The following is an 18,534-nucleotide window of genomic DNA, read 5'->3' as shown; positions in this document are numbered from 1 at the left end:
GCCGTCCGGGTGCCCGGTAGAGGTGGGCGTATGAAGATCACCGTGGTCGGTGCAGGCTATGTGGGTTTGGTGACGGGCGCCTGCCTGTCGGAGATGGGCAACCACGTGATGTGCGTGGATGTGGATGCGCGCAAGATCGAGATGCTCCAGCGCGGCGAGGTGCCGATCCACGAGCCGGGTCTGGACGCGCTGATCCAGCGCAATGCCGCCGCCGGCCGCCTGCAGTTCACCACCGATGTGGCCGCCGCCGTGGCCCACGGCACCATCCAGTTCATCGGCGTGGGCACGCCGCCCGACGAAGACGGCTCGGCCGATCTGCAGTACGTGCTGGCCGCGGCGCGCAACATCGGCCGCCACATGACCGACTACAAGGTGATCGTCGACAAGAGCACGGTGCCGGTGGGCACGGCCGACAAGGTGCGCGCGGCCATTGCCGAGGTGCTGGCCGAGCGCGGTGTCGAGCTCGAGTACGCGGTGGTCAGCAACCCCGAGTTTCTGAAGGAAGGCGCGGCCATCGACGACTTCATGAAGCCCGACCGCATCGTGATCGGCAGCGACAACGAGCGCGCCACGCTGCTGATGCGCGCGGTGTACTCGCCCTTCATGCGCAACCACGACCGCCTGGTGGTGATGGACGTGCGCAGCGCCGAGTTCACCAAGTACGCTGCCAATGCCATGCTGGCCACGCGCATCAGCTTCATGAACGAGCTGGCGCTGCTGGCCGACCGCGTGGGCGCCGACATCGAGTGGGTGCGCCGCGGCATCGGCAGCGATCCGCGCATCGGCACGCATTTTCTGTATGCCGGCACGGGCTACGGCGGCAGCTGCTTTCCCAAGGATGTGAAGGCGTTGATCCGCACCGGTGCGCAAAACGGCATGACGCTGGGCGTGCTCACCGCGGTGGAAGAGGCCAACGAGCGCCAGAAGCTGGTGCTGGTGGACCGCGTGGTCGAGCGCTTCGGCGAAGACCTGACGGGCCGCACCTTCGCCGTCTGGGGCCTGGCCTTCAAGCCCAACACCGACGACATGCGCGAGGCGCCCAGCCGGGTGATCGTGGCCGAGCTGGCGCGGCGCGGCGCGCGCATCCAGGCCTATGACCCGGTGGCCATGCCCGAGGCGCAGCGCGTGCTGGGCGATGTGGCCGGCCTGAGCCTGGTGGCCAGCCAGCAGGCGGCGCTGGAAGGCGCCGACGCGCTGCTGCTGGTGACCGAGTGGAAGGAGTTCCGCAACCCCGACTTCGACCACCTCAAGGCCACGCTGAAGCAGCCGGTGATCTTTGACGGGCGCAACCTGTACGAGCCGGCGCTGATGAAGTCGTTCGGGATCGAGTGCCAAGGCATCGGTCGCGGCTTGGCGCCCACGATGCGCGGTTCACAATCCTGAACCAACGCTACCGGGTCGAGGTCGCCATGTCTGAACCGCTTGACGCAGCGCAGCCCGCCAGACGGCTGCCGGAACATGCCCCGATGGATCAGTTCCAGGTGGCGGGGGGTGAGTTGGTGGTGGGTGGCATGGCCGTGTCGCTGCTGGCCGAACAGGTGGGCGCCACGCCCTTTTTTGCCCTTGACCGCGCGCTCATCCGGGCGCGGGTGGCCGAGCTGCGGCAGGCCTTGCCGACCCAGGTGAAGCTGCACTTCGCGATGAAGGCCAACCCGATGCCGGCCGTCGTGGGCCTGCTCGCGGGCCTGGTCGACGGCATCGATGTGGCTTCAGCGGGTGAGTTGAAGGTGGCCCTGGATGCCGGGGCAAATCCGGCCGAAGTCAGCTTTGCCGGCCCCGGAAAGCGCGATGCCGAGTTGCGGCAGGCGGTGGCCGCTGGCGTCCTGATCAATGTGGAATCCAATCGCGAACTCGCGGTACTGGCCCAGGCGTCGCAGGATCTGGGCCGGCCGGCGCGCGTGGCCGTGCGCGTGAACCCCGATTACGAGCTCAAGGGCTCCGGCATGAAGATGGCTGGCGGGCCCAAGCAGTTCGGCATCGATGCGGAGGCGGTGCCAGAGGTTCTCGCCCGGGTGGGGGCGTTGGGCCTGTCGTTTGAAGGCTTCCATCTGTTTGCCGGGTCGCAGAACCTCCGCGCCGAGGCCATCTGCGAAGCGCAGCGCAAAAGCTACGAACTGGCCTTGCGCCTGGCGGAATCGGCCCCGTCGCCGGTGCAGTTCCTGAACCTCGGGGGTGGATTCGGCATCCCCTACTTCCCTGGTGACACCCGGCTGGATCTGGCGCCAATCGGCGCCAATCTTGCCGCGCTGGCGGCGCGTGCGGCGTCGGAGATGCCGATGGCGCACATCGTCATCGAATTGGGGCGCTACCTGGTCGGCGAGGCGGGTGTGTACGTGACGCGCGTGGTCGACCGCAAGGTCTCGCGCGGCCAGGTCTTTCTGGTGTGTGATGGCGGTCTGCACCACCACCTTGCAGCCTCGGGCAACTTTGGTCAGGTGCTTCGGAAGAACTACCCGGTCGCCATTGCCAACCAGGCCGATCGTCCGGCGGACGAGTCGGTCAACGTGGTGGGCCCCTTGTGCACGCCGCTCGACATCCTGGCCGATCGCATGTCGCTGCCTCGGGCCGATGTGGGTGATCTGGTGGCGGTCTTTCAGTCCGGCGCTTACGGCCGCTCGGCCAGTCCGCAGGATTTTCTGGGCCACCCGGCCTGCACCGAGGTCCTGGTCGGTTGAGCCTGGCGCCTTGGGCGCCCCCCGTTTCGGGGCCGAGTCGCGCTTGGCAGGCCGATGGCCCAGCCCGCACAATCCGCCTTGGTTGCAGAAGGTGTTGTCGGTGTTCAAGAAAAGCAAGAGTGAGATGGCCAGGCGGCCTGGTCTGCACAGGCCTGCCTTGATGGCCACCAGGGCCTGGGTGACGGTGGTGCTGATCGGCATTGGCGCGGTTCAGGCCGCGCCGGTCACCGGATCGGCCGACACCGGCAGTGATCAGGCTGGCCACCGGGCCAACGGGGCTTTGGGCGGGGCGCCTCAGATCAGCACCGGCAACCGCAATCTCGACATCCTGCTCGATGCCAGCAGTTCAAGCGCGGTGGGGCCCAACGGCGCCGCTTCCGGCGCGCGGGCCAAGGCTGGCGACCGCGCCGCTTCGGCGCCAGGCATTCGAGAGGCCGACCTGCGCCAGGCGATCCGTGCCGATGCCGCGGTTCAGGCCGAGGCCAAAGCGGCAAAGCGCGGTGACGCCAGGATGTCGGTCATCGGTCTGGGCGAGTCCGAGCTCCAGGCCGATGCGAGCGAAGCCGATCCCACGACGCAGCGTCAGTGGGAAGGCCAGCCCAAACCTGGCCCCACGTCCACCGGCAGCAAAGCCAGCGGAGGTGAATCGGCGACGGCGCAGGCCATGCGCGAAGCCATTGAGTTCCTGCGCAGCCACCGCATCGAGCTGTTCTCGGGCATCGCCCTGCTGGCGCTGGCCGGGGTGCTGCTGCGGATGTACTCGCGCAGCCGCGAGTAGCCGCAGGCGGGCGCGTTGCCGGACTGGCGCGCTGCCGGACTGGCGCGCCATCACGGGTGGGGCCGGGTCAGGCGGCGCGCAGGCAGGCCACGATCTGCATGCGCGCGGCGCGCCAGGCGGGGATGAAGCCGCCCACCACGCCCATGGCCAGCGCGAACAGCATGCTTTGCAGCGCGATGCGCGGGGTCAGCACGAAGCGGAAGGCAAGCTCTGAGAAGGTCTGGAAGTTGGTGGTGGAGATGTTCACCGCCTGCATCGCACTGGCCGCGGCCAGGCCGGCCAGCCCGCCCAGTGCGGCCAGCAGCAGCGATTCGGCCAGAAAGGCGGTCAGCACAGCGCCCCGGCGAAAGCCCAGTGCGCGCAGCGTGCCGATCTCGCCGATGCGCTGGGCCACGGCGGCGAACATGGTGATCATGGCGCCCACCACCGCGCCGATCGAGAAGATGATGGCCAGCGCCAGGCCCAGGATGCGGATGAAGGTGGCCAGCGCCTCGCTCTGCTCGGCATAGAACTGCACCTCGGGCTTGGCTTCCACGGTGAGCCGCGGGTCGGCCTCGATGCGGGCCTTGGCGGCCTCGAACAGGCTGGCGTCGGCCAGGCGCAGCAGCACCACCGAGAACGCGCCGCGCCGAAAGGCCTGCAGCATCTGCTCGGCATCGCCCCAGACCTCGGAGTCGAAGCCCGAGCCGCCGGCCTCGAAGCGGCCCACCACGTGCCAGTCGCGCCCGGCAAAGCGCAGCTGCTGGCCGATTTCCACGCCGCGAAAGCCCTTGGCCGTGGCCTGGCCGACCACGATCTCCGCGGTGCCGGGGCGGAACATGCGGCCTTCGACGATCTTCACCGTGGGGCGCAGCTGCGCGCCGATGTCGGAGGTGCCGCGCACCGTCACGTTGCTGGGCTTGCCGTTGCTGCGCTTGGGCAGGCTGATCAGCACCACCGGCTCGGCGCTCACCAGGGCCCGGCCCTGGGCGTCGGTGGCAATGCCGGGCAGCGTGGCCAGGATGGCGGCGTCGGCGCGTGCGATGCCGCTGTTGATCTCGGCGCCGGCGCCCTTGCGCAGCAGCATCAGGTTGTCGGGCTGGCCGGTGGCCACCAGGGTGGCGCGGATGCCCTCGCTCATCATCAGCACGGTGGCGAACACGTACACCACCAGGGCCATGCCGCCGGCGGTGAGCAGGGTGGTCACGCGCCGCACCCACAGGTTGCGGGCGATGTAGGCCAGGGGCAGCTGCGCCATGTGGATGAGCCGCTCAGGCCACGTGCCGCAGGCCGTCGACGATGTCGATGCGGCTCATGCGCCAGGCGGGCCAGGCGGCGGCCACCGCACCCACGCCCAGCGCGGCGGCCAGCTGCAGCGCCATGGTCAGCGTGGACACCTGGAACACCGGAAACAGCGTGCCCACCGCGGCGCGAAAGGCCGCCGCCAGCGGCAGCGTGAGGGCCAGGCCGGCCACGCCGCCGATGGCCGCGATCAGCAGGCTCTCGCCGAACAGCAGGCGCACCACGAAGCCGGGCGAGAAGCCCAGCGCCTTCAGCGTGGCGTATTCGGCCAGGCGCTCGCGGGCGGTCATGGTCATGGTGTTGGCCATCACCGCCATGATGATCACCACGATGATCAGGCTGACCGCCTGCACCGCCACCAGGATGGCCTCGCTCATGGCCACGAAGCCGAGCTGGAACGCGGCCTCGGTCTCGGTGAGGGTTTCGGCCACCGAGTTGGCGAACAGCGTGTCGACGCGCTGGCTCACCAGTGCGGCATCGTCGGGCGCGTCGATGCCCAGGATAAGCACGCCCACCTGGTCGGCGCTGCCGCGGTAGCGGGCGCGCAGGCTTTCGTTCAGGTACTGCCAGTGAAACAGCAGCTGGCTTTCGTCGGTCTTGGCCTCGGCGCCGTCCCAGATGCCGCGCAGCGTGAAGGTCCAGGTGCCCGGAAAGATGGTGCCGCGCAAGGGGATCTGGTCGCCCACTTTCCAGCCGAACTTGTCGGCCAGCTTGCGGCCCACGATGGCACCCTGGCGGTCGCGCAGAAAGGCCAGGCGCTCGTCGTCGCTCAGGCGGTACTCGGCGTACAGCGGCAGGTAGGTGGCGGCATCCACCGCAAACTGCGGAAAGAAGTTGCGCTCGGTGATGTAGATGCCGCCAAACCAGTTGCTCCAGCTCACCTGGCGCACGCCGCTCACCGCGCGCAGTCGCTCGGCATAGCCCAGCGGCAGCGGAAAGGTCAGCGAGCTGCTGTTGCGCACCACCAGCCGGGTGCTGGAGCTGCCCTCGACACCGGCATACCAGGCGTCGACGATGGTGCGCAGCAGGCCGAAGGCGCAGATCGCCACCACCAGGCCCACCATCGTCAGCAGCGTGCGCAGGCGGTGGCGGAAGGCGTTCTTCAGCAGCAGCTTCAGCAAGAACATGTCAGCCAGCCACCGCGTCGACCAGCACACCCTTTTCCAGATGCACCATGCGGTGCGCGCGTGCCGCGGCCTTGGGGTCGTGCGTGACCATCACGATGGTCTTGCCCAGCTGCGACACCAGCTCATCCAGCAGGCCCAGCACTTCTTCGCCGGTGACGCGATCCAGGTCGCCGGTGGGCTCGTCGGCCACGATCAGCGCCGGGTCGCTGACCAGCGCGCGGGCAATCGCCACGCGCTGCTGCTGGCCACCCGACAGCTCGTTGGGGTAGTGGTCGGCGCGGTCGCTCAGGCGCACCAGATCGAGCGCGGCGGCCACGCGCTCGTGGCGCTGGCGCGCGCTCAGGCCGGTGAGCAGCAGCGGCAGCGCCACGTTGTCAAAGGCGCTGAGCACCGGCATCAGGTTGTAGAACTGGAAGATGAAGCCCACGTTGGCGGCGCGCCAGTCGGCCAGCGCACCTTCACCCAGCGTGGCGATGTCGACGCCGCCGATCGCGATGGTGCCGGCGCTGGGCTGGTCGATGCCGGCGATCAGGTTCAGCAGCGTGCTCTTGCCCGAGCCGCTGGGCCCCATCAGCGCCACGAACTCGCCGCGCGCCACGTCGAGGTTGATGTCCAGCAGCACCGGAATGTCCTGACCGCCGCGGCGGTAGGCCTTGCCGAGGTGGCGCACGCGGATCAGCGGCGCCTCACCGGCGCTGGCGGGCGCGGGCGTTGCGGGTGCGGGGCTCACTTGCCGGCCACCGTCACGCGTGCGCCCGGCTTCAGGCCCTCGGGGGGGGTGAGCACCACGCGCTCGCCGCTCTTGAGCGCCGGGTTCAGCAGCTCCTGCACATCGCCCAGCATGCGGCCGGGCGAGACCGGCACGGCCTCGGCGGTGCCGGCGGTGCTGATGCGAAACACCAGCTTCCGTCCTTCGCGCGTGGTGATGGCCTTGGGGTTCACCGCGGTCACCGCCTGCTGGTCGGCGGCCGTGGCCGGGCGCGACAGGAAGCTCACCTTGGCGCTCATCTCGGGCAGGATGCGCGCGTCCAGCGCGTCGAAGCGGATCTTGGTCATCACCGTGGCCTTGGCGCGGTCGACCGTGGGCACGATGCGCGAAACGCGGCCGGCAAAGCGTGCATCGGGGATGGCGTCGAGTGTGATCTCCACCGGCTGCTCGGGCTTGACCTTGGCCACATTGCTCTCGGAGACATCGGCCTCGACCTCCAGCGTGCCCATGTCGGCCATGGTGACCACCGCGCCCGAGGTGCCGCTGGCCGACGAGAAGGGCGTGATCATGTCGCCGACGTTGGCGTTCTTGACCAGCACCACGCCGTCAAACGGCGCACGGATCTCGGTGTTGCTGCGGTTGACCTGCTGCACCTGCACCTGGCTGCGGGCAGTGAGCACCGCACTGTGCGCCGCCGCCACGGCCGCCTGCTGGGTGGCCAGGGCCGAGCGGGCCACGGCCAGGCGGCGCTCGGCGCTGTCGACCACCTGCGGCGACACGAAGCCCTGGGCGCGCAGCTCTTGCTGGCGGCGCAGTTCCAGCTCGGCATGGGCCAGCTCGGCCTGGGCCTGGCCCAGCGCGGCGCGCGCCTGGGCCGTGCCGGCCTCGGCCTGCTGCACGCCGGCCTGCACGGCGGCCAGCGCGGCCTGCACATCGCTGTCGTCAAGCCGGCCGATCAGCTCGCCGGCCTTGAGCACGCTGCCCTCGCGCACGCGCAGCTCGATCAGGCGACCGGTGCCCTTGCTGGCCACCGCCGCACGGCGCTGCGCCACCACATAGCCCGAGGCGGTGAGCTGGGCCCATTGCTGCGAGGGATAGGCCGCCAGCACCGAGCCGGCCTGCACCTCGGTGCTGCGCGGCGCCAGCGCCGCTGCAGCCGCGCCCAGCAGCACCAGCGCGCCCAGCACCCAGGGCCAGCGGCGTCGGCGGCGCTTGAGCGCCGGTGCGCCGCGGTCGATGCGCAGGCCGGCCAGCGAGCGCGGTGGCGCGGCGGCCGGGCCGGTGGCGGCCGCGGCGGTGGCCGTGGCGTTGGCAGACGGATCGGGATCGGTGGCGTTGGCCATGGGCATTGGCACGGCGCGCCGGTGCGCGCAGGTGGTGGTGCGCCAAGCATGCCATGGCCCCGCGGCACGGGCCGCCGCGGGGCGGTGTGGCATCAGGGGAGGCCGGGCCAGGACGCGCGGGTCCAGACGAACTTGCGTGCGCTGGCGCCCCAGGACCGGCCTTGCGCCAGGGCGGTCTTGAACGCGGCGCCGTCAACGATCCAGCTGCCGCCCACCGCGGTGACGCCGCGGGCCAGCAGCGCGTCGGGCAGCAGCCCGGCGCCCGGGCCGATCATCGCGATGGCGCTGGCGCCGCTGCAGTGGGCCAGCACCGTGTCCAGCGTGTGGTTCAGCAGCACGGTGCTGGTCATCAGCACCTGGCTGCAGCTGCGCAGCGCAGCCGGATCCAGTGTCACGGTGCAGTCGGGGTGGCTGCCGGCCAGCTCGGCGCGCAGCTCCAGCACGGTGAGGCGGGCGCCGCGGGCGGTGACCTGCTTCACCAGCGGTGGAAAAAAGCCCACCATGCCGATGTGCTCACCCGGCTGCGGCGCCAGGCCGCCGATCGAGTCGGGCGCATCGGGGGGCGCCAGGCCGGCGGCGTCCTGCAGGTGGCGGCTCAGCGCGTTCACCGCGGCAAAGCCCAGTGCGCGGTCGGCCGGGGTGTCGCCGTCGGCCCAGCGGCGGGCCAGGGCCAGGGCGTCCTGCCCGGCCAGTGCGGCCATCGCGCTGGCGGGCTGGCCGGCCAGTGCGGCCAGGGTGCCGCCCAGCATCAGGTAGCTCAGGCCCAGCGCGCCGCTGTCAAGCTCGATGGCGCCGAACTCACCGTCCTTGTGGCCGGTCCACAGCGCCGGTGGCAGGTGCAGCGCGCGCACCCGCGGCACGGGGGCGCCGGCCAGGGCCGACGCAAGCTGCTGGAGGATGTGATCTGCAATGCCCATGGGCCTGCATCATGCCGCGTCGGCGGGCGGGCCTTGAAAGCCCGGCCGTGGCCCCAAAATCCCGCAGCGCGCGCCGGGTTTGACGCCGGCGCACCGTGGGCACACGCCCTCCCGATCCGAACAGACAACACACCATGACCAAGCAGACCCATGCCTTCCAGGCCGAGGTGAAGCAGATCCTGCACCTCGTCACGCACTCGCTGTACTCCAACAAGGAGATCTTCCTGCGCGAGCTGGTCTCCAACGCGTCGGACGCCTGCGACAAGCTGCGCTTCGAGGCCCTGGACAACGCCGCGCTGTATGAAGACCAGCCCAACCTCGAGGTGCGCGTGTTCTTCGACACCGCCGCCAAGACCCTGACCATCCGCGACAACGGCATCGGCATGAGCGCTGACGAGGCCGCCGCGCACCTGGGCACCATCGCCAAGAGCGGCACGCGCGAGTTCATGGCCAAGCTGGAGGGCGAGCAGAAGAAGGACGCCAACCTGATCGGCCAGTTCGGCGTGGGCTTCTACTCGGGCTTCATCGTCGCCGACCGCATCACGGTGGAGAGCCGCCGCGCCGGCCTGCCCGCCGAGCAGGGCATGCGCTGGAGCAGCGAAGGCACCGGCGAGTACGAGCTCGAGGCCATCACCCGGGCCGAGCGCGGCACCGATGTCATCCTGCACCTGCGCGACGAGGATGCCGAGGAGTTTCTGAAGACCTGGCGCGTCAAGAGCACCATCGCCAAGTACAGCGACCACATCTCGCTGCCCATCCTGATGAACAAGGAGACCTGGGACGCCGACAAGGGCGAGCAGGTGGCCACCGACGAATGGGAGACGGTGAACAAGGCGGCCGCGCTGTGGACGCGCAGCAAGAGCGACATCACCGACGCCGAGTACCAGGACTTCTACCAGCAGATCAGCTACGACCAGGCCGCACCGCTGGCCTACACGCACAACCGCGTGGAGGGCCGCAGCGAGTACACCCAGCTGCTGTACGTGCCGGCCAAGGCGCCGATGGACATGTGGAACCGCGACAAGCGCGGTGGCGTCAAGCTGTACGTCAAGCGCGTGTTCATCATGGACGACGCCGAGGCGCTGATGCCGGTGTACCTGCGCTTCGTCAAGGGCGTGATCGACTCGGCCGACCTGCCGCTCAACGTCAGCCGCGAGCTACTGCAGGAAAGCCGCGACGTGAAGGCCATCCGCGAGGGCAGCACCAAGCGCGTGCTGGGCATGCTGGAAAGCCTGGCCGACAGCGACAGCGCGGACGAGAAGGCCAGATACCTGGCCTTCTGGAAGGAGTTTGGCGCCGTGCTGAAGGAAGGCCTGGGCGAGGACTTCCAGAACCGCGAACGCCTGGCCAAGCTGCTGCGCTTTGCGTCCACGCACGGCGAAGGCGCCGAGCAGAGCGTGAGCCTGGCCGACTACGTGGCGCGCATGAAGGACGGCCAGGACGTGATCTACGTGATCACCGCCGACACCCTGGCCGCCGCCAAGAGCAGCCCGCAGCTCGAGATCTTCAAGAAGAAGGGCATCGAGGTGCTGCTGCTCACCGACCGCGTGGACGAGTGGATGCTGAGCCATCTGCACGAGTTCGAGGGCCACGCGCTGCAAAGCGTGGCCAAGGGCGCGGTCGACCTGGGCAAGCTGCAGGATGAAGCCGAGAAGAAGCAGGCCGAAGAAGCCGCCGAGACCTTCAAGCCCACGCTCGACAAGCTGAAGGAGTCGCTCAAGAGCCGCGCCAAGGACGTGCGCGTCACCACCCGTCTGGTCGATTCACCGGCCTGCCTGGTGGTGGAAGAGGGCGACATGAGCGGCCACCTGGCGCGTCTGCTCAAGCAGGCCGGCCAGGATGCCCCGGCCAGCCAGCCGATCCTGGAGGTGAACGCCGAGCACGCCCTGGTCAAGCGCCTGGGCGCCGACGGCGCGCCGTTCGACGATCTGGCGCACATCCTGTTCGACCAGGCCCTGCTGGCCGAAGGCGGGCAGCTGGAAGACCCGGCCGCTTACGTGGCCCGCGTCAACAAGCTGCTGACCGCCTGACGACATGGCGCACCCGGACTCGCGGGTACGCGAGTCCACCCGCCGGGCGGATGCGGGCCGGCTTGGGGCGGCCCGGCGCTCGGCCCGCTCAGTCGAAGAGGTCGAGCGCGAACGGATCGAGCGGTGGCTGGCCCATCGCGTCGATCTGCTCGCGCAGCTGCTGCGCCTGCTGGCCCCAGTAGCCCGCATTGCCGAACCACGGAAACGCCGCCGGAAAGGCCGGGTCGCACCAGCGCTCGGCCAGCCAGGCGCTGTGGTGCAGCATGCGCAGCGTGCGCAGCGGCTCCACCAGCGCCAGCTCGCGCAGGTCAAAGCGGCGGAACTGGCGGTAGCCCTGCAGCACCGCTGCCAGCTGCGCGGCCATGGCCTCGGGTTCGCCTGACAGCAGCATCCACAGGTCTTGCACGGCGGGGCCCATCACCGCGTCGTCCAGGTCCACCAGGTGCGGGCCCTGGTCCGGCCCGCTGGCGCCCGCCTGCGGGTCGCGCCACAGGATGTTGCCCGGGTGGCAGTCGCCATGGATGCGCAGCGCCTGCGCCGGGCAGGCGGCCAAGGCGGCATCCACCAGCACCAGCGCGCGCTCGGCGGCATCGCGCCAGGCCGGCAGCTGGGCCGGCGGCACGGCATCCAGCGCCAGCAGGCGGCGCACCGCGCTGTGGCCGAAGGTGGCCGCATCCAGCGTGCGCCGCTGGGTGAAGGGCCGCTGCTCGCCCACCGCATGCAGCCGGCCGATGAAGCGACCCAGCCAGCGCAGCGTGCCGGCGTCGTCCAGCTCGGGGCCGTGGCCCGAGCGACGCGGGTAGGCGGCCACGCGAAAGTCCTGGCCCTCGATCTGCACCGTGGCCAGCGTGGCGCCCGCGGGCCCATGGACGGGTGCGAGCCGCAGCGGCGCCACCACCGGCACCTCGGCCGCCACCAGGTCGGCGGCAAAGGCGTGCTCCTCGGCGATCTGGGCGTCGCTCCAGCGCTCGGGGCGGTAGAACTTGGCCACCACCACGCCGCCGTCTTCCAGGCACACCTGGAACACGCGGTTCTCGTAGCTGTTGAGCTGCAGCAGGCGGCCGTCGCCGCGCAGACCGCAGGCGTCCAGCGCATCCAGCACGGCCTGCGGCGTGAGCCGGTCGAAAGGGTGTCCGCTGCTGCTCATGCCCGGGCTCCTCGCTCGCCCGACCGCCCGGCGCGCACGGCGGTGCGTGAGTGCGACGCTGTGCTCAAGAAGTCAGCGCGCGCGCGCCGCCATAGGTGCCGGTGGCCGGCGCTGGGGCTGTGAGCGGGGCGGGCCCGGTACTCTCGGTCGCAAAGGCCGGGTCGGGATCGGCCTGCACCAGCGACAGCGTGGGCGGGCTGGGGGTGGCCGCGCCGGGCTGGGTGGGCGTGGGCGTGGGCGTGGGCGCCAGGGTGGCCGCGGCATGGCCCGGCTCGACGCCTTCGACCTCGGGCTCGCTTTCGCACAGGCCGGCGGCCTCGAAACGCCGCTCGGGCATGAAGAACGAATCGGTGAACGGCAGCGAGTCCTGCCACAGCGCAGTGCGCTCGCGGCGGCGCGAGCCGCTGGCGGCGCCAGCGGCCGGCAGGGCCCCCGCCTGGCCAGACTCGGCGGCCTGGGCCGGTTGCGGGCCACGGTTGGCGCTGGCACTTTGCGGCACCAGCAGCTGCAGCTCGGCCACGCTGGGCAGGTGATCGGCCGGGCAGCGCAGGTAGCGCACCCGGCACGCCCCCAGCGCCGATTGCTTGATGCGCGTGGCACGGGCTGGCGGGCCGCCGCGGTCATAGTGCAGGTCGATCGCGGCGAGCACGCGGCCGTTCAGGCTGCACACCGCAAAGCTCACCTGGATGGCGCCCAGCAGCTCGTACCAGTCGCGCACCTTCTCGGGATCGGCCGGCTGGCAAAAGCGCACCAGCGGCAGCTTGGCCAGGATCACATGGTGCGGCAGCGCCTCGCGCAGCTGGCGGTACATGCGGCGTTCGTCGGCCGTGAACACCGGCCGCGGCAGCAGATCCCAATCGACCGGCAGCGGCGCCGGGCCGGCGGCCGGCCGCGGTGCGCGCAGCCGCCAGGCCAGCACGGCTGCCAGCGCGCCGATCGCGATCACAGCCAGGATCCAGGGAAGGTTCGACAACATCGGTGCTCGCGGCGCTGCATCGCGACAGATGCCGCACCCGGCAACACCTGCCAAAACTGAAAAACTCGCTCGAACCGATATTACAGCGCGCCCGGCCTGGCTGGCCTTCGCGAGGCGAAGTTCGCGCCGATGTCAGCGCGTGGCGCTCAGTCGCTGCCGCTCTTGCCGGTGCGCGCGACGCCGGTGCGCACCTCGCCGATGGCGTCGATCAGCGTGCCCACGCGCCGGGTCTGGCGCTTGAGCTGGTAGTCGAGCGCGGCAGCGCCTTCGCCCACCCATTGCTCGACCTGCGAGGCCAGGGTTTCGGGCGGCAGCCGCAGGTAGGCATCCGATTCGCTGCCCGAACGCTGCACGATGGCGCCGGCCCTGCGTGCAATGCGCAGCATCACCGTGTTCTCTGACAGGGCGTGGATGTAGAGCGTGTCCATGTGTCGATTGCGGGCATGCAGCATGGCGTGCTCGAAAAGCCGCGCACCGTAGCCGCGGCCACGGGCATGCGGCAGCACCGATCCGCCAAACTCGGCGCCCGGTCCGCTGGCCCCGCCCTCGGGGGCAAAGGCCAGGTGGGCCAGGGCGATCAGCTGGATGTGGCGGTTGTAGACCCCGAACACCTCGTCGCGCTCGAAGTTCAGCGTCTCGACGTAGCGGTTGATCTGCGCGTCGCTGGCCGGGTAGCCGAAGCGCAGGTAGCGGTCGCGCTCGGGCATGGCCAGCAGGTGCGCTAGGATGCGGTGCCGGTGCTTGGGCGCCAGCGAGCGGATCGGCACCCAGGTGGGTTGCGGCGTCACATCGTGGTTCAGCGCAGGCACGGCCGCGTTCAGCACCGCGTGCCGGTCGGCGAGCGCAGGGTCCTGCGGCGCGTGCGGGGGAGGGGTCGGGTGCATGAGGCGTCCTAGTGGTTAACCCGTATTTTACGGGTCTTGCCTGAATCGTGCTGGCCGGATGAACGGGTGGCTTGACAGGCAGTTCACATCCCGGCGTCGGCTATGGCTATAATTGTCGGTTCCCCGAAGCTGGCGGGGTGGCGTGCCGCCTGTGCGGCGCCCGGTGGGCTCTCGGGTCGACAGGGTGCGGTGCAGGTCAGGCGGCGTGGGTTTCGAGAGGCTGCAGCTTCAAGCAGTGCCGAGAAACGACGCCGTGGCACGACGAACAGCCAGCGCTTGTGCCGGACGCTCCAGATCGGGGTGCCGGCTTGAAAGACCTCTCATGAAGACCTTCAGCGCCAAGCCGGCCGAGGTTGTGCACGAGTGGTTTGTGCTTGATGCCACCGACAAGGTGCTCGGACGTGTCGCCAGCGAAGTGGCACTCCGTCTGCGCGGCAAGCACAAGGCCATTTACACGCCTCACGTCGATACCGGTGATTTCATCATCGTCGTCAACGCCGACAAGATTCGTGTCACCGGCAACAAGGCCGAACAAAAGGTGTATTACCGTCACTCGGGTCACCCGGGCGGTATCTACGGCACCAAGTTCAAGGACATGCAAGCCAAGCATCCGGGCCGCGCCCTGGAAAAGGCCGTCAAGGGCATGCTGCCCAAGGGTCCGCTCGGCTACGCGATGATCAAGAAGCTGAAGGTGTACGCCGGTGTCTCGCACCCGCATACCGCCCAGCAGCCGAAGGTGCTGGACATTCCAGCCCTGGCAACCTAAGGAGCGGCGATGATCGGCAATTGGAATTACGGCACCGGCCGCCGCAAGTCGTCGGTGGCCCGTGTGTTCATCCAGAAGGGTGACGGCCAGATCGTGGTCAACGGCAAGCCCGTTGGCGACTACTTCGGCCGCCAGACCTCGATCATGATCGTCAAGCAGCCGCTGCTGCTGACGAACCATGAGGGCACCTTCAACATCAAGGTCAACGTGCAGGGCGGCGGCGAAAGCGGCCAGGCCGGCGCGGTGCGCCACGGCATCACCCGTGCGCTGATCGACTACGACGCGACGCTCAAGAGCGAACTGAGCCACGCCGGCTTCGTGACGCGCGACGCGCGTGAAGTCGAGCGTAAGAAGGTCGGCCTGCACGGCGCCCGTCGCCGCAAGCAGTTCAGCAAGCGCTGATGCCTTCGGCCGGCGGCGGTCTGCGTGCCGCCGCTGTTGCGCCAAAGCCGCCTGCGGGCGGCTTTTTCATGCCCAAAGCCCACGGGTGCAATGCGGACAAGGCGGTCGCCACGCCGTCCGGTGGACAATTCGAACCTTGCAGCGTCTGCCGTGGCCTGCACCCATTCCTGGAGTCCCGTTGATGAACGCCGTTGCCGAATCCCTTGCCGCCGACACCACCGAGATGCCGGCTCCCCTGGTCTTCACCGACAGCGCCGCCGCCAAGGTGGCCGACCTGGTGGCCGAAGAAGGCAATCCCGACCTGAAGCTGCGCGTGTTCGTGCAGGGTGGTGGCTGCTCTGGCTTCCAGTACGGCTTCACCTTCGACGAGGTGGTCAACGACGACGACACCGAGATGAAGAAGAACGGCGTCACCCTGCTGATCGACGCGATGAGCCTGCAGTACCTGCTGGGCGCCGAGATCGACTACAAGGAAGACCTGCAGGGCGCGCAGTTCGTGATCAAGAACCCCAACGCCTCCACCACCTGCGGTTGCGGTTCGAGCTTCTCGGTCTGAACGCCGGCTGAACGGCGTTGCGGGCGCTTGACGCCTGCTGCGCCGGTTGCCGCCAGCCTGCCTGTTGTTGCGGCCGCCTTCGGGCGGCCGCGCTGTTTTCAGCGTGCCGGATGCAGGCATCCCAGGCGCCGCAGGCCTGCCGCGCCAGTGACGGCCGGCAGATTGCCGGGCCGGCCGTTGACGAAGGCCCAGGCCAGCCAGGCGAAGGCTGCCGCCTCCACCTGCAGCGGTGGCAGGCCCGCGCTGGCGGTGCTGGCCACGGCCACGCCCGGCAGGCGGGCAGTCAGGCGGGCCATCAGGTCGTTGTTGAGCGCGCCGCCGCCGCACACCAGCACCCGCTGTGCGGCGGGCAGATGGGCCTGCAGCGCCAGCGCGGCGGCGCGCACGCTGAACTCGGCCAGCGTGGCCTGCACCGCCACCGGCGCCAGCGTGCCGAAGCCGTCCAGGCGCTGAGCCAGCCAGTCGGCATGGAACAGGTCGCGGCCGGTGCTCTTGGGCGGGCTGCGGTGCAGAAACGGCTCGTCGAGCAGGCGCGCCAGCAAGCGCTCATGGACCAGGCCCTGGGCGGCCCAGGCGCCGCCTTCGTCAAAGGGCGTGCCGCAGTGCCGCTCGCACCACAGGTCGAGCAGCACGTTGCCGGGGCCGCAGTCGAAACCGCTCACGGCGCCATCGGCGGCCAGCAAGGTGATGTTGCCGATGCCGCCCCAGTTCAGCACCGCCTGGGCCAGGCCGGCCTGGCCAAACACCGCGGCATGGAAGGCCGGCACCAGCGGCGCGCCCTGGCCGCCGGCAGCCACATCGCGGCTGCGCAGGTCGGCCACCACATCGATGCCGCAGCGCTCGGCCAGCAGCGCGCCGTTGAGCAGTTGCGCCGTGTAGCCGGTGCCGTCGAACTCGCCGGGCCGATGGCGCACCGTCTGGCCATGCGCGCCCACGGCGCACACGCTGTCAGCCGCCCGCCCGGTGGCACCCAGCAGGGCCTGGATGGCCAGCGCATAGGCCTGGGCCACGGCATTGGCGGCCAGCGCGGCGCGGTGCAGTTCGTCGGCGCCGCTGCGGTTCAGGGCCAGCAGCTCGGCGCGCAGGGGCGGCGCAAAGGCCTGGTGCACATGGCCCAGCACGGCCATGCCCCCGGACGCGCTGAACTGCGCCAGCACGGCATCCACGCCATCCAGTGAGGTGCCCGACATCAGGCCGATGCAGAGGCTGGGCATGGCGCTGGTGGAAGTGGTGGCGGGCGCGGCGGGCGCCGGCAGCGGCGTGCTCACGCCGGCGGCGCGGCTTATTCGGCGTCGCCGCGGAAGCCGCCCACCGTGGTCACGGCGGTGGCCAGCTGGCTGCGGGCGGCGCTGGCCATGCGCTGGAACTGCGGCCGCGCCTGGGCGTCGATGGTCACGGCCTCGGCGGCGCGCGCCACCTTCAGCGGATCCTGGAAGGCGCCGTTGATGCGGTATTCAAAGTGCAGGTGCGGGCCAGTGGCCCAGCCGGTGGCACCGACCGCGCCGATGCGTTGGCCCTGCTCGAGCTTCTGGCCCTGGCGCACATCAATGCGGCTGAGGTGGGCGTAGACGGTGGATTTGCCGCCGCTGTGCTGAACCTGCACCACGTTGCCATAGCCGTTCTGGCGGCCGGCGAACTCGACCACGCCGTCGCCCACGGTCTTGACCGGCGTGCCGGTGGGCGCGCCGTAGTCGACGCCGTTGTGCGCGCGCCAGCTCTGCATGATGGGGTGGAAGCGCATCGCGAAACCCGAGGTCACGCGCGAAAACTCGAGCGGGCTGGCCAGGAAGGCGCGGCGGCGGCTCTGGCCGTCCAAGCCGAACCAGTGGCCCTTGCCGGTGCGTGCATCGGCAAACCAGAGCGCCTGGTGGGTCTTGCCGTTGTTGGTGAACTCGGCGGCCAGGATGCGGCCGGTGGCGTCGTTCCAGGTGATCGGCTGATCGTCGGCGGTGAGCGCCTCGAACACCACGCTGAAGCTGTCGCCCTTCTTGAGCTCGCGGTGGAAGTCGATGTCGCCCGAGAAGGCCTCGATCATCTGGCTGGCGATGGCGTCGGGCAGCCGGGCGTCGTCGGTGGCGGCAAACAGCGACGAGCGGATCGTGCCGCTGCCCAGGCGCACCTGCGGCTGCAGCGCGGCGGTCTCGAGCGTGGTGGTCAGGCGCGCGCCATTGCGGCGCAGCGTCAGGCGGGTGAAGTGGCTGCCGGCCTGGCGTTCATCCAGGGCCGGAAAGCGCGCAACAAGCTCGAGCAGCGTGCCGTCGGCCGCGGTGCGCACCTGCACCATCTTGCCGCCGCGGCCGTCGAGCAGGCGGCGCGCGTCGCGGTCGACGCGCAGCACGGCGGCGGCCAGCGGATCGGTCACGCCCAGGCGGCGCAGCAGGGTGTCGGCGGTGTCGCTGGCGCGGGTGACGTCGCCGTGCGACAGCTCCAGGCTCTGGTCGGCCAGCGCATCGACCTGGGCGCCGAGGCCCGGGATCTGCAGTTCTTCGGTGACCAGCCGGCGCGGCAGCTCGGCCGCATCGGGGGCCAGCGGTGCAATGCCGAAGGCCGTGACGCCAAAACCGGCCAGCAGCGCCACCACGCCAGCGGTCAGCCGGCGCGGGTGGCGGCGCAGCGTGGCATCGCAGGTGGACAGCAGGTTCAGCGCAGCAGCTTTTGCGGACAGCAGGTTCAAGCCTTGAGTTCCAGACGGCCCGCAAAGGGCTTGATGGCGAGTGGCTGCCTGTGAAGGGCGCCACCCCGGAAGCCGGTCGGTCGAGCAGGTGTCGCCGTAGAATCCGACGCCTGCGTCGACCCGACTGGGGAGTGAATAGTTCACGCCCCCCGCCGACGATCGAACACGCAGTATACCAAGCACCCTTCAGCCGCAGACCCGGGTCAGACCGGAGTGCCGGACGGGTGCCAACGACGCCAGGGCCGTTGGGGCCCGAGCTCCCGATCCGG

The 18,534-nt window shown here is 70.2% G+C and carries 17 protein-coding genes; 7 read left to right on the top strand and 10 right to left on the bottom strand.

Annotated features, from left to right (window positions below; all coding sequences use genetic code 11):
- Positions 1 to 30: 30 nt before the first annotated feature.
- From N4G63_RS20870 to N4G63_RS20860, 3 genes are all read left to right on the top strand, one after another.
- Positions 31 to 1,383, top strand: coding sequence for a UDP-glucose dehydrogenase family protein (locus N4G63_RS20870; protein WP_260786969.1), 1,353 nt, complete (start codon positions 31 to 33; stop codon positions 1,381 to 1,383).
- Between the two features lie 26 nt (positions 1,384 to 1,409).
- Positions 1,410 to 2,675 carry a pyridoxal-dependent decarboxylase, exosortase A system-associated gene (locus N4G63_RS20865; protein WP_260786970.1) on the top strand — a complete coding sequence of 422 codons (1,266 nt, stop codon included), beginning with the start codon at positions 1,410 to 1,412 and terminating at the stop codon, positions 2,673 to 2,675.
- Between the two features lie 82 nt (positions 2,676 to 2,757).
- On the top strand, positions 2,758 to 3,453 hold the full coding sequence (locus tag N4G63_RS20860; RefSeq protein WP_314600149.1) for a hypothetical protein: 696 nt from the start codon (positions 2,758 to 2,760) through the stop codon (positions 3,451 to 3,453).
- Between the two features lie 67 nt (positions 3,454 to 3,520).
- Here the strand turns inward: N4G63_RS20860 and N4G63_RS20855 are convergent, their stop codons facing one another.
- The 5 genes from N4G63_RS20855 to N4G63_RS20835 all read right to left on the bottom strand — a co-directional run bounded on the left by N4G63_RS20855 (position 3,521) and on the right by N4G63_RS20835 (position 8,830).
- Positions 3,521 to 4,690 carry an ABC transporter permease gene (locus N4G63_RS20855; RefSeq protein ID WP_260786972.1) on the bottom strand — a complete coding sequence of 390 codons (1,170 nt, stop codon included), beginning with the start codon at positions 4,688 to 4,690 and terminating at the stop codon, positions 3,521 to 3,523.
- Positions 4,691 to 4,703: 13 nt separating this feature from the next.
- Complete coding sequence (locus tag N4G63_RS20850) at positions 4,704 to 5,861, bottom strand: ABC transporter permease (RefSeq protein WP_260786973.1); 1,158 nt, start codon at positions 5,859 to 5,861, stop codon at positions 4,704 to 4,706.
- Position 5,862: 1 nt separating this feature from the next.
- Positions 5,863 to 6,591, bottom strand: a complete 729-nt coding sequence (locus N4G63_RS20845; protein WP_260786974.1) for an ABC transporter ATP-binding protein — start codon at positions 6,589 to 6,591, stop codon at positions 5,863 to 5,865.
- Positions 6,588 to 7,913, bottom strand: coding sequence for an efflux RND transporter periplasmic adaptor subunit (locus tag N4G63_RS20840; RefSeq protein ID WP_314600148.1), 1,326 nt, complete (start codon positions 7,911 to 7,913; stop codon positions 6,588 to 6,590). Before N4G63_RS20840 ends, N4G63_RS20845 begins: the two co-directional genes overlap by 4 nt.
- Positions 7,914 to 8,005: 92 nt before the next feature.
- Positions 8,006 to 8,830, bottom strand: coding sequence for a Rossmann-like domain-containing protein (locus N4G63_RS20835; RefSeq protein ID WP_260786976.1), 825 nt, complete (start codon positions 8,828 to 8,830; stop codon positions 8,006 to 8,008).
- A 134-nt stretch (positions 8,831 to 8,964) separates the two neighbouring features.
- On the opposite strand from N4G63_RS20835, the gene htpG reads away from it, so the two are divergent.
- Positions 8,965 to 10,860, top strand: a complete 1,896-nt coding sequence (gene htpG, locus N4G63_RS20830) for a molecular chaperone HtpG (RefSeq protein WP_260786977.1) — start codon at positions 8,965 to 8,967, stop codon at positions 10,858 to 10,860.
- An 88-nt stretch (positions 10,861 to 10,948) separates the two neighbouring features.
- Here htpG and N4G63_RS20825 read toward each other — a convergent pair whose 3' ends face one another.
- From N4G63_RS20825 to N4G63_RS20815, 3 genes are all read right to left on the bottom strand, one after another.
- Positions 10,949 to 12,007 carry a serine/threonine protein kinase gene (locus tag N4G63_RS20825; RefSeq protein ID WP_314600147.1) on the bottom strand — a complete coding sequence of 353 codons (1,059 nt, stop codon included), beginning with the start codon at positions 12,005 to 12,007 and terminating at the stop codon, positions 10,949 to 10,951.
- 64 nt (positions 12,008 to 12,071) lie between these two features.
- On the bottom strand, positions 12,072 to 12,983 hold the full coding sequence (locus N4G63_RS20820; RefSeq protein WP_260786978.1) for a DUF2726 domain-containing protein: 912 nt from the start codon (positions 12,981 to 12,983) through the stop codon (positions 12,072 to 12,074).
- Positions 12,984 to 13,129: 146 nt separating this feature from the next.
- Positions 13,130 to 13,867, bottom strand: coding sequence for a GNAT family N-acetyltransferase (locus tag N4G63_RS20815; protein ID WP_314600146.1), 738 nt, complete (start codon positions 13,865 to 13,867; stop codon positions 13,130 to 13,132).
- A 322-nt stretch (positions 13,868 to 14,189) separates the two neighbouring features.
- On the opposite strand from N4G63_RS20815, the gene rplM reads away from it, so the two are divergent.
- The 3 genes from rplM to erpA all read left to right on the top strand — a co-directional run bounded on the left by rplM (position 14,190) and on the right by erpA (position 15,591).
- Positions 14,190 to 14,633, top strand: coding sequence for a 50S ribosomal protein L13 (gene rplM / locus N4G63_RS20810; RefSeq protein WP_260786980.1), 444 nt, complete (start codon positions 14,190 to 14,192; stop codon positions 14,631 to 14,633).
- 9 nt (positions 14,634 to 14,642) lie between these two features.
- Positions 14,643 to 15,035: a 30S ribosomal protein S9 gene (rpsI, locus tag N4G63_RS20805; RefSeq protein ID WP_260786981.1), complete on the top strand. Its 393-nt coding sequence runs from the start codon at positions 14,643 to 14,645 to the stop codon at positions 15,033 to 15,035.
- 181 nt (positions 15,036 to 15,216) lie between these two features.
- A complete protein-coding gene (erpA, locus tag N4G63_RS20800; protein ID WP_260786982.1) occupies positions 15,217 to 15,591 on the top strand; it encodes an iron-sulfur cluster insertion protein ErpA in 375 nt (124 codons plus the stop codon).
- Between the two features lie 98 nt (positions 15,592 to 15,689).
- Here the strand turns inward: erpA and N4G63_RS20795 are convergent, their stop codons facing one another.
- Both N4G63_RS20795 and N4G63_RS20790 read right to left on the bottom strand, forming a co-directional pair.
- Positions 15,690 to 16,805: an anhydro-N-acetylmuramic acid kinase gene (locus N4G63_RS20795; RefSeq protein WP_260787638.1), complete on the bottom strand. Its 1,116-nt coding sequence runs from the start codon at positions 16,803 to 16,805 to the stop codon at positions 15,690 to 15,692.
- Positions 16,806 to 16,873: 68 nt separating this feature from the next.
- Complete coding sequence (locus N4G63_RS20790) at positions 16,874 to 18,256, bottom strand: M23 family metallopeptidase (RefSeq protein WP_260787639.1); 1,383 nt, start codon at positions 18,254 to 18,256, stop codon at positions 16,874 to 16,876.
- Between the last annotated feature and the right edge of the window lie 278 nt (positions 18,257 to 18,534).

This window comes from Aquabacterium sp. OR-4 (assembly GCF_025290835.2).
GTDB lineage: Bacteria > Pseudomonadota > Gammaproteobacteria > Burkholderiales > Burkholderiaceae_C > Pseudaquabacterium.
The sequence above is the reverse complement of the archived record's forward strand: the minus strand, read 5'-3'. Positions and strand labels throughout refer to the sequence as shown.